At 66.5% G+C, this 14,022-nt stretch carries 13 protein-coding genes; 10 read left to right on the top strand and 3 right to left on the bottom strand.

What is annotated here, in order from left to right; translation table 11 throughout:
• The first annotated feature begins 32 nt into the window (after positions 1-32).
• The 5 genes from EF888_RS07630 (at position 33) to mmsB (ending at position 5,015) form a co-directional block, all read left to right on the top strand.
• Positions 33-917, top strand: coding sequence for an HpcH/HpaI aldolase/citrate lyase family protein (locus EF888_RS07630; protein WP_109760061.1), 885 nt, complete (start codon positions 33-35; stop codon positions 915-917).
• Between the two features lie 61 nt (positions 918-978).
• Positions 979-1,887, top strand: coding sequence for an SDR family NAD(P)-dependent oxidoreductase (locus EF888_RS07625; RefSeq protein WP_109760062.1), 909 nt, complete (start codon positions 979-981; stop codon positions 1,885-1,887).
• A 64-nt stretch (positions 1,888-1,951) separates the two neighbouring features.
• Positions 1,952-3,097: an acyl-CoA dehydrogenase family protein gene (locus tag EF888_RS07620; RefSeq protein WP_109760063.1), complete on the top strand. Its 1,146-nt coding sequence runs from the start codon at positions 1,952-1,954 to the stop codon at positions 3,095-3,097.
• On the top strand, positions 3,094-4,140 hold the full coding sequence (locus EF888_RS07615; RefSeq protein ID WP_109760064.1) for an enoyl-CoA hydratase/isomerase family protein: 1,047 nt from the start codon (positions 3,094-3,096) through the stop codon (positions 4,138-4,140). The genes EF888_RS07620 and EF888_RS07615 overlap by 4 nt, the downstream gene beginning before the upstream one ends.
• Positions 4,137-5,015, top strand: coding sequence for a 3-hydroxyisobutyrate dehydrogenase (mmsB, locus tag EF888_RS07610; RefSeq protein ID WP_109760065.1), 879 nt, complete (start codon positions 4,137-4,139; stop codon positions 5,013-5,015). Before EF888_RS07615 ends, mmsB begins: the two co-directional genes overlap by 4 nt.
• Before the next feature lie 94 nt (positions 5,016-5,109).
• Here mmsB and EF888_RS07605 read toward each other — a convergent pair whose 3' ends face one another.
• Positions 5,110-7,332: an NADP-dependent isocitrate dehydrogenase gene (locus EF888_RS07605; protein WP_109760066.1), complete on the bottom strand. Its 2,223-nt coding sequence runs from the start codon at positions 7,330-7,332 to the stop codon at positions 5,110-5,112.
• Positions 7,333-7,491: 159 nt separating this feature from the next.
• A complete protein-coding gene (locus tag EF888_RS07600; protein ID WP_109760067.1) occupies positions 7,492-8,178 on the bottom strand; it encodes a fumarylacetoacetate hydrolase family protein in 687 nt (228 codons plus the stop codon).
• Between the two features lie 172 nt (positions 8,179-8,350).
• Here EF888_RS07600 and EF888_RS07595 point away from each other — a divergent pair, with 172 nt between their 5' ends.
• From EF888_RS07595 to EF888_RS07575, 5 genes are read left to right on the top strand one after another with little or no spacing between them, the layout of a single operon-like run.
• Complete coding sequence (locus EF888_RS07595) at positions 8,351-9,034, top strand: FadR/GntR family transcriptional regulator (protein WP_109760133.1); 684 nt, start codon at positions 8,351-8,353, stop codon at positions 9,032-9,034.
• A gap of 52 nt (positions 9,035-9,086) precedes the next feature.
• Positions 9,087-10,058 (top strand): ABC transporter substrate-binding protein, encoded by a 972-nt coding sequence (locus EF888_RS07590; RefSeq protein WP_206508457.1) that lies wholly within the window; start codon positions 9,087-9,089, stop codon positions 10,056-10,058.
• Positions 10,059-10,116: 58 nt separating this feature from the next.
• Positions 10,117-10,986, top strand: coding sequence for an ABC transporter permease (locus tag EF888_RS07585; RefSeq protein ID WP_206508455.1), 870 nt, complete (start codon positions 10,117-10,119; stop codon positions 10,984-10,986).
• A 10-nt stretch (positions 10,987-10,996) separates the two neighbouring features.
• Complete coding sequence (locus EF888_RS07580; protein ID WP_241239838.1) at positions 10,997-11,761, top strand: ABC transporter ATP-binding protein; 765 nt, start codon at positions 10,997-10,999, stop codon at positions 11,759-11,761.
• Positions 11,762-11,765: 4 nt separating this feature from the next.
• Entirely contained in the window at positions 11,766-12,518 is a 753-nt protein-coding gene (locus EF888_RS07575) for an ABC transporter permease (protein WP_109760069.1), read from the top strand.
• A 49-nt stretch (positions 12,519-12,567) separates the two neighbouring features.
• Here EF888_RS07575 and EF888_RS07570 read toward each other — a convergent pair whose 3' ends face one another.
• A complete protein-coding gene (locus EF888_RS07570; RefSeq protein ID WP_109760070.1) occupies positions 12,568-13,977 on the bottom strand; it encodes a type IV pili methyl-accepting chemotaxis transducer N-terminal domain-containing protein in 1,410 nt (469 codons plus the stop codon).
• Positions 13,978-14,022: the final 45 nt, after the last annotated feature.

Here is a 14,022-nt window from a genome sequence, read left to right as displayed (position 1 = left end):
CCTTCGCCGCGCGGATGGGGTTCCATGCAGGCATGGACACCCCGCGCCTGACGTCACTTCTCTTCGTGCCCGGGGACAGCCCCGCGAAGGCCGCCAAGGCCCGAACCTCGGGTGCGGCAGGCCTCATCCTCGACCTTGAAGACAGCGTAGGACCCGACCGCAAAGCGGAGGCCCGGGCTGGACTGCCGGAGTTGATCGAAGCGACCTCCAGCGCCGACGGTCCGTCAATCTGGGTCCGGATCAACCCGCTGGACAGCGGCCTCGCCCAGGACGACCTTGCCGCCGCCGTTCGCGCCGGACTGACCGGGATCATGCTGCCGAAGGCGTCCGGCGGCGAAGATATCGCAAGGCTGTCCGCGATGCTCGACGGACTTGAACGCAAGTCAGCGATCGAGGCCGGATCGACGCGCATTCTCCCCATCGTCACCGAGACCCCCGCCGCCCTCTTCGCGCTGGCGTCCTATGCGCCCGCGCATCCTCGCCTCGCCGCGCTCACCTGGGGCGCGGAGGACCTGAGCGCCGTTCTCGGCGCAACCGCCACGCGCGCCGACGGCGACTGGACCGGCCCCTACGCCACCGCCCGCGCGCTCACGCTCTTTGCCGCCGCGAACGCGGGCGTGCCCGCCATCGACACCGTCTATACCGACTTTCGCGATGCAGAGGGCTTGGGCCGGTCGGCCCGCGCGGCGCGGCGCGACGGGTTCGCCGGCCAGATGGCGATCCATCCCGCGCAGGTGGCCGTGATCGAGGCCGCCTATGCGCCGAGCGAGGAAGATATCGCCCTGGCCCGCCGCATCGTCGCGGCCTTCGCCGAGACGCCGGGCCTTGGCACAGTGGGCATCGACGGCCAGATGATCGACATCCCGCACCTGAAACGCGCGCGGCGTCTCCTGGCCTCGGCAGGACTGGAAGCGTGACCCTTCCCCTTCATCTTGCGAGAAATACGCACCTTTGCAGGTCGCGCCGAAAGGTCCGCGCATGGGACTGATGGACGGACAGGTCGCCCTCGTCACGGGCGCGGGTCGCGGCGTCGGGCGAGGCATCGCGCTCGAACTCGCGCGGCAGGGTGCGGCAGTGGTGGTCAACGACCTCGGCGCTTCGCTGTCGGGCGAGGGCGGCGACGCCTCCCCTGCGGCGCAGGTGGTCGACGAGATCCGCGCGGCGGGCGGACAGGCCATCGCGGACGGCCATTCGGTCGCCGACTGGGACGGCGCACATGCGATGGTCGGCGCAGCGCTCCAAACCTTCGGGCGGATCGACGCGGTGGTGAACAACGCGGGCATCCTGCGCGATGTCCTGTTCCACAAGATGACCGAGGCTGATTTCGACGCCGTCATCGCCGTCCACCTGAAAGGCAGCTTCAACGTCGCCCGCGCCGCAGCACCCCACTTCCGCGAGCAGGGCTCGGGCGGCTACGTCCACATGACGTCGACCAGCGGGCTGATCGGCAACCTCGGCCAGGCGAACTATTCCGCCGCCAAGCTCGGCATCGCGGGGCTCTCGAAGTCCATTGCACTCGACATGGCGCGCTTCGGCGTGCGCTCGAACGCGGTGGCCCCCTGCGCGGGCACGCGCATGATCGACTCGATTCCCGCGCGGACGCCCGAAGAGATCGGGCGCCTCGAGCGTCTGCGCGCCCTCGACCCCGACCGGATCGCGCCGTTCGTGGCTGCGCTCCTCGCGCCCGGATCGACCGTCACGGGGCAGATCTTCGGCGCACGCGCCGACGAGCTTTATCTCTTCAGCCAGCACCGTCCGGTGCGCACAGCGCATTCCTCGGACGGCTGGACGACCGAGAGCATCCTCGATCGAGTGTTTCCCCAATTCGAGACCGCCTTCACACCCCTCGACACCTCGGCGGAGGTCTTCTCGTGGGAGCCCGCCTGAGGCGCCCGCTGCACTTGACGGGCCCTGCCCGGCCATGTCTCAAGAGGTCAGGGGAGGATCGCGCATGGATTTCGCGCTGACCGAGGAACAGACCGCCATCTTCGACATGGCGCACGCCTTCGGGCGGGCCGAGATCGCCCCCCATGCCCTCGATTGGGAAAAGACGGGCGACATTCCGCGCGATCTCTGGACGAAGGCGGCCGAGCTGGGACTGGGCGGCATCTACGTCTCGGACGATTACGGCGGATCGGCCCTGTCCCGCCTCGACGCCACGCTCGTCTTCGAGGCTTTGGCGATGGCCTGTCCTTCGGTCGCGGCCTTCCTGTCGATCCACAACATGTGCGGCGGCATGATCGACCGCTACGGCTCGGACGAATTGAAGGCGCGCCTGCTGCCGGGGATGTGCCGGATGGAGACGGTCTTCTCCTATTGCCTGACCGAGCCCGGATCCGGCTCGGACGCCGCGGCGCTTCGCACGAAGGCCGAGAAGACGAACGAGGGCTGGTCGCTGACCGGCACCAAGGCCTTCATCTCGGGCGGAGGCTATTCGGACGCCTATATCGTCATGGCCCGGACGGGCGAGGACGGTGCCCGCGGCATCTCGGCCATCGTCATCGAGGACGGGACCGACGGCCTGTCCTTCGGCAAGCTCGAGGACAAGATGGGCTGGCGCGCGCAGCCGACGCGGCAGGTGCAGTTGGACGCCGCGCAGGTCCCGGCGGAGAACCTCATCGGCGACGAGGGGCGCGGCTTTGCCTACGCGATGGCCGGCCTCGACGGCGGGCGGCTGAACATCGCCGCCACCGCCCTCGGCGCGGCGCAGGAGGCGCTGGACCGCACCGTCACCTACATGGGCGAGCGGAAGGCATTCGGGCAAACGCTCGACCGCTTTCAGGCGCTACAGTTCCGGCTGGCCGAGGCCGAGGTCAAGCTGCAGGCCGCGCGCGTGTTGCTGCGCCAGGCGGCGTGGAAGCTGGACACGGGCTCTCCGGATGCCACCCGCCACTGCGCCATGGCCAAGATGTTCGTCACCGACCGGGCCTTCGAGGTGGCGAACGACTGCCTCCAGCTTCACGGCGGCTATGGCTATCTCGCCGACTACGGCATCGAGAAGATCGTCCGCGACCTGCGGGTCCACCAGATTCTCGAGGGCACGAACGAGATCATGCGGCTGATCGTGGCGCGCGACATGCTGAAGGCCCGGGCGTGAACGAGGTCCATATCCGAACTCAGGGCCGCGCCGGTCGCATCACCCTGACCCGGCCCGAGGCCCTGAACGCGCTGTCCTACGAGATGTCGCTCGCGATCCTCGACGCGCTCGACAGCTGGGCGGACGACGACGGCGTGGCGCTGGTGATCCTCGACGCCGAGGGCGGCCTCGCTTTCTGCGCCGGCGGCGACCTGGCGCGCATCCACGCTGACGCCACCGGCAACAAGGGCCGCGAGACGGTGGAGTTCTGGCGGCACGAGTACGAGCTGAACGACCGGATCGCGACCTACCGCAAGCCCGTCGTCGTCTTCATGCAGGGCTTCGTCATGGGCGGCGGCGTCGGCCTCGCCGGCCACGCCAGCCACCGCATCGCGGGAGAGACGACGCAGATCGCCATGCCGGAGTGCACCATCGGCCTCATCCCCGACGTGGGCGGCAGCTTCCTTCTGTCCCGCGCACCGGGCCGGATGGGAGAGTTCCTGGGCCTCACCGGCGCAAGGATGGGCGCGGCAGACGCGCTTCGCGCGGGCTTCGCCGACCTTCACATCCCCCAGGCTCAGTGGGCGACGCTGAAGTCGGACCTGTGCGAGACGGGGTCGACCGATGGCCTGGCCGACAAGGCAACGACGGCGATGGACGGCCCACTCGCGACCGCCCAGGCGATGATCGACCGCGCGTTCTCGGCGGACGACGTGCCCGCCATCGCGGCCGCCCTCGAGACGGAAGAAGGCGCCGTGGCCGAGGCCGCGCGCAAGGCGCTTGGTCGTAACTCGCCACTCGCGATGCACACGTCCCTTCGCGTGATCCGCCGCGCGCGCGCGTTCGGGACCGTTCGTCAGGCCATCGCGCTGGAATTCCGGGCAGCGGCGCGGTCGTTGCTGGAAGGGGACTTCGTCGAGGGTATCCGCGCGCAGATCATCGACAAGGACAGGTCGCCCCGCTGGCGGCACGCCTCGCTCCACGCCGTGAAGGAAGCCGATGTCGACGCGATGCTGAGACCTTTCGACGACAGGACACAGGACTTCGAGGAGATCCCGCAATGAAGATCGGTTTCATCGGCCTTGGCAACATGGGTGCGCCGATGGCGGCGAACCTCGTCGCGGCAGGCCACGAGGTGACGGGCTTCGACCTTGCCGCCCCCTGCCCCGAAGGCGTAACGGCGGCTGCCTCTGCCGCCGACGCCGCGCGTGGTGCGGATGTCGTCGTCACCATGTTGCCGAACGGCGCGATCCTTCGTGCCGTCGCGGACGAGATCGTACCCGTAATGGACAAGGGCGCAGCCTTCGTCGACTGCTCGACGGTCGACGTCGAGAGCGCGCGGGAGGTGGCGCAGATGGCCGAGGCGTCAGGTCTTCTTGCCGTCGACGCGCCCGTGTCGGGCGGCATCGGCGGGGCTGCGTCCGGGACGCTGACCTTCATGGCCGGCGGGTCGGAGGAGGCCTTCGCCAAGGCGCTGCCGCTCTTCGAGATCATGGGCCAGAAGGCCGTCCACTGCGGCGAGGCTGGCGCGGGCCAGTCGGCCAAGATCTGCAACAACATGATCCTCGGCGTGACGATGATCGCCACCTGCGAGGCCTTCGCGCTGGCCGACAAGCTGGGGCTCGACCGCCAGAAGATGTTCGACGTGGTCTCGACCTCGTCGGGGTCTTCCTGGACGATGAACGCCTATTGCCCCGCGCCGGGCGTGGGACCGAAGTCGCCCGCCGACAACGGCTACAAGCCGGGCTTCGCATCCGAGCTGATGCTGAAGGACCTCGGCCTGTCGCAGGAAGCGGCCGAGGCGGTCGACGCCGACACGCCCATGGGTCGGGCAGCGCTGGAGCTTTATCGTCGGTTCGTCGAGGCGGAAGGCGGTCGCGGGACCGACTTCTCGGCCATGCTGCCTCGTTTCGAGACGCGCGGGCGGTCGGACGACTGAGGCGCGGACCGGGGCTCTGCCCCGGACCACGGAGTGTTTCGAGACGGAAGAGGACGGGGGCGCGCGCGGTACGCTCCGCGCGCGCCCCGAACCGTCAGCCGATGATGGCGTTCAGAGTCTCCGACGGGCGCATGACCTTCGCGGCCTTCGTCCCGTCGGTGTGGTAGTAGCCGCCGAGGTCAGCCTCGCGTCCCTGTGCCGCCGCAATCTCGGACGTGATCTTCTCGGCGTTCGCCTCCAGCTTCTCGGCGATCGGCTTGAAGTGCGCCGCGAGGTCGGCGTCCTCGGTCTGAGCCGCAAGCGCCTTGGCCCAGTACAGCGCGAACCAGAAGTGGCTGTCGCGGTTGTCGGGCTCGCCGACCTTTCGGCCGGGCGAGCGGTCGTCGTCGAGGATGCCCTGCGTCGCCGCGTCCACCGCCTTGCCCATGATGGTCGCGCGGTCGTTGCCCTTGGTCTCGCCCAGGAACTTGAGGCTTTCGCCAAGCGCGCAGAATTCGCCGAGCGAATCCCATCTCAGGTGGTTCTCCTCGACAAGCTGCTGGACGTGCTTCGGGGCCGACCCGCCGGCGCCCGTTTCGAAGAGACCGCCGCCGTTCATCAGCTTTACGATCGACAGCATCTTGGCCGAGGTTCCAAGCTCGAGGATCGGGAAGAGGTCGGTCAGGTAGTCGCGCAGCACGTTGCCCGTGACGGCGATGGAGGTCTCACCCTTGCGGATCGTCTCGAGCGACAGGCGCGTCGCCTCGCGCGGGGCGAGGATCTGGAAACGGTCGGCGACGCCTGCGTCCTCCAGCATCGGCTTCACGTATTCGATCAACTCGGCGTCGTGCGCGCGGTCCTTGTCGAGCCAGAAGATCGCCTGGCAGCCCTCGGCCTTCTGGCGGCTGATAGCCAGCTTGACCCAGTCCCGGATCGGGGCCTCCTTCGTCGACGCCGAGCGCCAGATGTCGCCCGCCTCGACCTCGTGTGACAGAAGCACGTCGCCGTTCGCCGCGATGACGCGGACGGTGCCGCCCGACGACATCTCGAAGGTGGTCGGGTGAGAGCCGTATTCCTCGGCCTTCTGCGCCATCAGTCCCACGTTCTGGACCGTGCCTGCCTTGGAGGGGTCGAGCGCGCCGGTTTCCTTGAAGTAGTCGATGGCCTCCTCGTAGACGGCGGCGTAGCTGCTATCGGGGATGACGCAGTTGGCGTCGCCTTCCTTGCCGTCAGGTCCCCAACCCTTGCCGCCCGCGCGGATCATCGCGGGGATCGAGGCGTCGATGATCACGTCCGAGGGGACGTGCAGGTTGGTGATCCCACGATCCGAGTTCACCATGTAGAGCGGCGGACGTTCGGCGAGAAGCGCGTCGATCTCGGCGCGGATCGCCTTGCCGTTCTCCATCTCGTCGAGCCGTGCGAAAAGGTCGCCCAAGCCGGAATTCGGGTTGAAGCCCGCCTCTTTCAGCGCAGCGCCATGCTTTTCGAGGACAGGCGCGAGATAGGCCGCAACCGCGTGGCCGAAGAGGATGGGGTCCGAGACCTTCATCATCGTGGCCTTGAGGTGCAGCGAAAAAAGCGTGCCGTCCTGCTTCGTCTCCTCGATCTGGCGCTCGATGAAAGAGCGCAGCGCCTTCGCGGACATGAAGGTGGCGTCGACCACGGTTCCGGTGGGAAGCTGGTAGCCGTCCTTCAGGACGGTGACCTTGCCCGAGGCGTCCGTCATCTCGATCTTCGCGGGACCGGCCTGGGCGGCGGTGACGGTCACGGATGTCTCGTTCGAGCGGAAGTCGTCGGCGCCCATGGTGGACACCTTCGTCTTGCTGTCCTTCGACCACTTGCCCATCCGGTGCGGGTTGGCCTTGGCATAGTTCTTGACCGCGATGGCCGCGCGGCGGTCCGAGTTGCCTTCACGCAAAACCGGGTTCACCGCCGAGCCCTTGACCGCGTCGTACTTCGCGCGGATCGCCTTTTCCTCGGGCGTCTGCGGAGCCTCGGGGTAGTCGGGCAGGTCGTATCCCTGCGACTGGAGTTCCTTCAGCGCGGCGACGAGCTGGGGTTCGGAGGCCGAAATGTTGGGCAGCTTGATCACGTTGGCGTCGGCGCTCTTGACCAGTTCGCCGAGGACGGCGAGGTCGTCCGTCTGGCGCTGCGCCTCGGTCAGGCGCTCGGGGAAGGCGGCGATCAGGCGGCCGGCCAGCGAGATGTCACGGGTGCCGATGGTGACGCCCGCTGCCTGCGTGAAGGCGCGGACGATCGGCAGGAAAGACGCCGAGGCCAGTTCGGGCGCTTCGTCCACCTTCGTGTAGATGATGTCGGGATGGGTCTCTTCGGTCATGGCGTCGTGCCCCTTCGGATTCGGTCTGGCGCTGCCTTATCCGGTTTCCGGCGCAAGGTCGACGGGGCGTTTGCATACAGCGGCATACTGACGCCGCCCCGGCTCAGAGCACGACGAAGCCGGGCACGAGGGCCCGGCTTCGCGGAAAGGTCGGGCGCGTCAGACCACCGTGACGGTCAACTCGCCCAGCCCCTCAGCCGAAAGGACCATGACATCGCCCTTCTGCACGGCACCCACGCCCGAGGGCGTGCCGGACAGGATCACGTCGCCAGCGGCCAGTTCGAAGTAGTCGGAGAGGTAGGAGATCATTTCCGGCACCTTCCAGATCATCTGGTTGAGGTCGCCGGTCTGGCGCGTCTCGCCGTTGACGGTGAGCGAAATCGCGCCGTGGTCGGGGTGCCCGATCTCGGACGCCGGATGGACCGGACCCACGGGCGCGGACCGCTCGAACGCCTTGCCGATCTCCCACGGACGGCCTGCCTTCTTCTGCTCGCCCTGAAGGTCTCGCCGCGTCATGTCGAGAGCGAGGGCATAGCCGTAGACGTGATCGAGCGCCTTCTCGACAGGGATGTTCGTGCCGCCGGACTTCAACATTACGGCGATCTCGGCCTCGTGGTGGACGTCGGAGGACTTGTCGGGATAGGGAAACTGGCCCGTGGCATCGAGGTTGTTCGGGTTCTTCTGGAAGAAGAACGGCGCTTCACGGTCCGGGTCGCCCCCCATCTCGACGGTATGCGCGGCATAGTTCCGGCCGATGCAGTAGACCCGGCGCACCGGATAGACCTTGTCCGATCCCGCGACCGGGATGGTGACGGGTTTCGGTGCCTCGATGGCGTAGTCGCTCATGGTTTGTCCTTTCCCTCCATGTGGCAGCAGGACTGACCGATAGCAGATCAATCCCAACCAATTCCGACGTTTCGCGCTCCGATCAACCAAATTGCTTGCACGGTATCCGCGATTGGAGCAATCTATCCCCGAAATGAGAGAATTGGTCAACCAATACTGGGACGCTTCCGACATGGCGCCGCCGACCGTCCCCGAGGGGGCGGCGCGGGACCGGGTGCGGGCTTTCATCACCGACGGCGGCTATCACCCCGGCGACCGGCTGCCGGCCGAGCGCGAGCTGGTGACCCGTCTCGGCATGACGCGGAACACGCTTCGCAAGGCGCTTGAAACGCTCGAGCGCGAGGGCGCGATCTGGCGTCACGTCGGCAAGGGCACCTTCGTGTCGGCCATCGGATCGGGTGCGCCCGTCGCCAGCGTGATCGACCTTGCCCGCCAGGTGTCGCCGCTTCACATGATGCGCGCCCGGATCGCCCTGGAGCCCGCCATCGCGCGCGAGGCTGCCATCAACGCCTCGGATGCGGGGATCGCCCGGATCGCCGAAGCGCGCGACAAGGCCGTCGCAGCCGAAAGCTGGGACGTTTACGAGGCGTGGGACGTCAGCCTGCACCGCCTCATCGCCGAATCCACCGGGAACGCGCTGCTGCTCGCGCTTTTCGACCAGTTGAACCAGGTCCGCCGCGCGGTGGCCTGGGACACGGTCGTCCGCGCGTCCGACCGCCCTGCCCCGAGCCATACCAGTTTCGCCGAGCATGACCGGATCGTCCAGGCGATCCGCTCGCGCAATGCCACCGAGGCACATGCCGCCATGCGCGCGCACCTCGGATCGGTGTCGGCACGCCTGTTCGGAGACCACTGACCCGAAACCCGAAGACCGAACGACCCAACAACGAACCTGAATGGGGGGAGACATGACCGTTATAGGATTTCTGAAGAAGACCGTCGCCGTGCCGGTGGCGCTTGCGATGACCCTGGGCATGGCCCAGGCCGACACGATACGGATCGCGCTCGCCGAGACGCCGTCCGACGAGATGGCCGCCTTCTTCGTGGCGCTCGAGCGCGCGAAGGCCAATGGCCTCGACTACGAATGGACCGCCTTCTCGGACGAAGAGCTGGCGATCCAGGCCGTTCTGTCCGGCCAGATGGACATCGGCTTCGGCACGCCCTACGCGGCGATGCAGAAGTCGAAGGCGCCGCTGCGGATCATCTTCCAGCTCTCGAAGCTGAAGTTCTTCCCGGTGACTTCGAAGAAGTACGAAACGCTTGCCGACCTGGACGGCGAGCCTATCCTTCTGCACTCGCGCGGGGGCGGCACGGACTCGATCGCCAACGTGATCGAGGAGAAGGTCGGCATGAAGTTCGGCGAACGCTCCTATGTTCCGGGATCGTCGAACCGCGTCGTGGCGCTGGTCGCCGGACAGGCCGAGGCGACCATCCTCGATCTGTCGAACACCAACAAGATCATGGAACAGCACCCCGACATGTTCAACGTGCTGGAGATGTTCGAGGTCGAGGCATCCGACGAGGCGCTCTTCGCGAATCTCGATTGGATCCAGGCCAACGAAGAGGACGTACAGATCTTCGTCGACGCGCTCTACACGACCTGGCGCGACATGAACGCCGATCCGACGATTATCTCGAAGGAGACGAACCCGGACGGCCCGATCGGCCAGCTTCCGCCCGAGATCCTGGGTAGCCTCGACGACTTCTATACCGCGGCCGTGAAAGGAGGTCTCTACGACCCCGAAGGCGGTGGCATGAAGGCCGCTCAGGCAGACATGGAGTGGTACAGCGAAGCCGGCCAGCTTGAAGGCGACCCGGCGTCGCTCAACATCGACGACTTCTGGTACATGGCGCCGCTCGAGGCGGCCAAGGCGAAGTAATCCAGCCTTGGGGCGGCCCGGCTGACCGGGCCGCCCTTTCCCCTGAACGAGAGTCTCAATGACCGACCAAAGCCAACGCACATTGGCGACCGCCGCAAGTCAGGGACGGCCGCCTCTCACAAAACCCGCCCGCCGCGACTTCTTCGGCCGATTGACCCCGGCCCTGGTGAAGCACCGGCCGCTGGTCCTGAAGCTGGTTTCTGCCGCCGTGGTCTTTGGCGCGTGGGAAATCGCGGGCCGGATTCCGGTCAGCTATGCCTTCCCGACTTTCATCGAGTCCATGGCGGCGCTCTGGTCCATGACCGTCGACGGCTCGCTCTTCGTCGCCTACGGCGAAACGCTGAAGCCCCTTGTCGTGGGCATTCTCATCTCGACGTTCATCGGCGTCGCGGTCGGCATGTGGATCGGCCTCGCAAAATGGGCCGACTGGCTCTTTTCGCCGATCTTCATCGTCATGCAGGCCGCGCCGCTCGCCGCCCTGATCCCGCTTCTGGTGATGATCTACGGCATCGGGCTGACGTCAAAGGTCTTCGTCGTCTGCATCATGGCGATGCCCGTCATCGTCCTGAACACCGCAGGCGCGGTGCGGAACACGCCATCGAGCTTCATCGAGATGGGCCAGTCGTTCCTTGCCAGCCGCGCCGAGGTAATCGGCAAGATCATCCTGCCCGCCGCCTCGCCCGTCATCTTCTCGGGCCTGCGTCTCGGCGTCTCGGCGGGCTTCATCGGCGCCATCCTCGCCGAACTCAAGATCACGCCGACGGGTGTCGGCGACATCATCAGCTACAGCCGCTCGGTCGCGGACTACGCGAGCATGTATGCGGCCATCTTCTCGATCATCGTACTTGCGGTCGTGTTCCTGAACCTGCTCGAGCGGATCGAACTCACACTCTTCGAAGGAAACGCCCGTGGCTATGCCTCAGACTAAGCCGGCCCCCGTGGCCACGACCGACATCGCCGTCTCGGCCCGGAGCGTGTCGAAGACCTACGGCGAGACCGAGGCGCTGCGCGACATGACGATCGAGTTTCCGCGCGGGCAGCTCACCTCGCTGCTCGGGCCCTCGGGCTGCGGCAAGACCACGCTTCTGAAGATCATCGCGGGTCTCCTGGAGCCGAACTCGGGCACCATCGAGGTCAACGGCAAGCCCGTCACGGGCCCCGGCGAGGACCGCGCCTTCGTCTTCCAGGACTTCGCGCTTCTGCCCTGGGCCAGCGTGATGCGGAACGTGGCGTTCGGTCTCGAGCTTCGCGGCGTCGCCAAGTCCGAGCGTGAGGCGATCGCGGCGAAGTACATCGCCGACGTGGGTCTCAAGGGCTTCGAGAAGAGCTTTCCCCACGAGCTGTCGGGGGGCATGCGCCAGCGCGTCGGCCTTGCGCGCGCGCTTTCGGTAAATGCCGACGTGCTTCTGATGGACGAGCCCTTCTCGGCCGTCGACGAGCAGACCCGTCGCAAGTTCCAGGAAGACCTCCTGTCGCTGGTCCAGAACGAGAACAAGACCTTCATCTTCGTCACCCACTCGATCGAGGAGGCGGTCTACGTCTCCGACCAGATCGCACTCCTCCTGCCCCGCCCGAGCCGCGTGTCCGAAATCATCCGCCCGTCGGGGCTTCGGATGAAGGATGTCGACAACATCCGCCGCGATCCCGAGTACCTCGACACCGTGGATCGCATCTGGGCGCTGCTCAGAAGCTACGTGGAATAGGCCGATGACCCTTTACGGATACCGTCTGCCCGCGATGTCGTCGCTGATCCTCTGGGGCCTCCTGTGGGAGGCGATAGGCCAGATGGAGGTGAGCTTCTTCGTGCCGCCCCTGTCGGAAGTCATCGTGACGCTTTTTGAGGTGGTCCAGACCTCCGCCTTTCAGAAGGCGCTTTGGGAGACCGCCTACGCCTTCCTGGCCGGCGTCTTCTTCTCGATCGTCATCGGGATTCCCACCGGGATCCTCATGGGCAAGAACCGCCTGATCGACGAGCTTCTGCTGCCTTGGGTCAACATCTTCCTCTCGGTGCCACTGACCGCGCTGGTCCCCGTCCTGATGGTGCTCTTCGGCTTCGGCATGACGTCCATCATCATCACGACGACGCTCTTCGCGATCTGGATCATCATCCTGAACGCCCGCGTCGGTGTCATGCAGATCAACCGCTCGCTGGTCGACATGGCTCGGTCGTTCGGAGCGTCGCCCTGGGACGCCTTCGTCAAGATCTACTTCTGGGCCGCGCTGCCCGAGATCCTGGGCGGCGTGCGCATAGGCATCATCCGGGCGGTCAAGGGCGTCATCATCGGGCAGCTCCTGATCTCGATCGTGGGCTTCGGGGCGCTGTTCGAGCTCTATTCGAACAACTTCCTGATGTCGCACTTCTGGGCTGTCCTGCTTGTGCTCTTCGCGCTGGCCTTCTCGATCTCCGAGCTTCTCGCCATGCTCGAGCGCCGCGTCGCCTACTACGCCGCCAAGCGCTGAAACGAAAAGGGCCCGCCAAGGCGGGCCCTTTCCGTCGTTCCCGACCTGATCAGAGCAGGGACTGAACGTTCACACCGAAGGTGATCGCGCCGATCAGCTCGCCCGTCGCAGGATCCTTCACCGGCATCGACACCTGGCTCTGGTAGGAGCCCGTGCTGTCGTCGAACTCCACTTCGCTGATGTGGATTTCACCCGAGCCGTTGCCGAAGGTGTCCTGCCACTTCGCCTCGTCGCCCTGCCAGTAGTCCGATGTCTCGGTGCTCTGGGCGACGTTGAGGCCGCGGTTGTCCATCGCGAAGACCTCGGTGACGAACTGCGCGGTCTCGGACTGCTTCTGCGCAAGCCACGCAGAGGCGGGACGTGACAGGATCCCGTCGATCAGCGGCTTCGCTTCGGCCTTGCGCTGCGCCCGCCAGTCGAGGTCGAGCTGGTCGATCTCTGCCTGGGTGAGGTTCGTGTGCTCGGCATTCTGCGCCTTGATCGCGGCGATCAGTTCTGGGTTGCTGAGCCACTGGTTGAGCTGGCTTTCGGCGTAGGCCCGAAGCGGCACGCGGTAGACGTCTTCCTGACCCGGCGTGGCCAGCATGTAGAGCGTCACCACGTTGTCCATCCGCGTCGTGAGGTCGGCCGAGGTGACGGCGAGGTTCGCCACGTTCTCGGAGGACGGAGCGAAGCCGCCGCGGATCGCGTTCAGCGCCCCGAGCGTTTCCGTCCAGGTCGCGTTGACGGCAGCCAGCTCCTTGGCCACCGCTTCGGTCGGCGGCGGGTTTATGCCCGCGTCGACCATGCCGTTCGACAGTGCGTTGAGCGACACGGTGTAGGTGTCGAGGGTCGAACCGAGCCCTTCGACCGTCCCCATGTCCGCGGCGTTGGCCATGATGCCACAGACTTCCTTGGACATCTGGTGCGCCAACATGAGCTGGCGGCCGGCGATGTTCAGCGCCATGGCGTCGGCCTGTGTCAGCTCGTTCGGGTTCGAGTACTTTCCCGTCATGTCCGAGGCGAGGATCATCGTTGCCTGAAGAAGGTCGGCGTTGGACGAAGCGATCAGCTTGGCGCCTTCGCCGCTGTCCTGGCCCGTGACCATGGCGGACGCCGCCTTGTCGACCGGCTGCCAGAGGTCGCGCACGGCTCCGATGGATTTCTTGACGACGCCGAATTTTTCGGCACTCGGGATGCCGAGCGCGCTGGAGCCGTCGGTGAGGCCGGCGAGGATGACGTTGAACTCGTTCTTGGCTTCGACGAGCTCGGACCGTGCGGCTTCGGGTTCGATCCCCGCTTCCAGACGGCAGCTGGCCGAGGCGACGGCCTGGGTGAGGGTCCGAAGCTTGCCCGCCAGATTGACCCGGGCTTTCGAGCCGTCGAATTCCTGGGCGAAGGCTGGTGCGGCCAGTGACAAGGCTGCGACGCTGGCGACCGCTGCTGCGATGAGCGTCCTTTTGGGCGAATGCTGTTTCATGTCGCGTTCCTATTCGTGGATTTTCGAAGGTGGACCGGGCGCGTC

Origin of the sequence: Silicimonas algicola, assembly GCF_003970735.1 — a bacterium.
GTDB classification, from domain to species: Bacteria; Pseudomonadota; Alphaproteobacteria; order Rhodobacterales; family Rhodobacteraceae; genus Silicimonas; species Silicimonas algicola.
The sequence above is the reverse complement of the archived record's forward strand: the minus strand, read 5'-3'. Positions and strand labels throughout refer to the sequence as shown.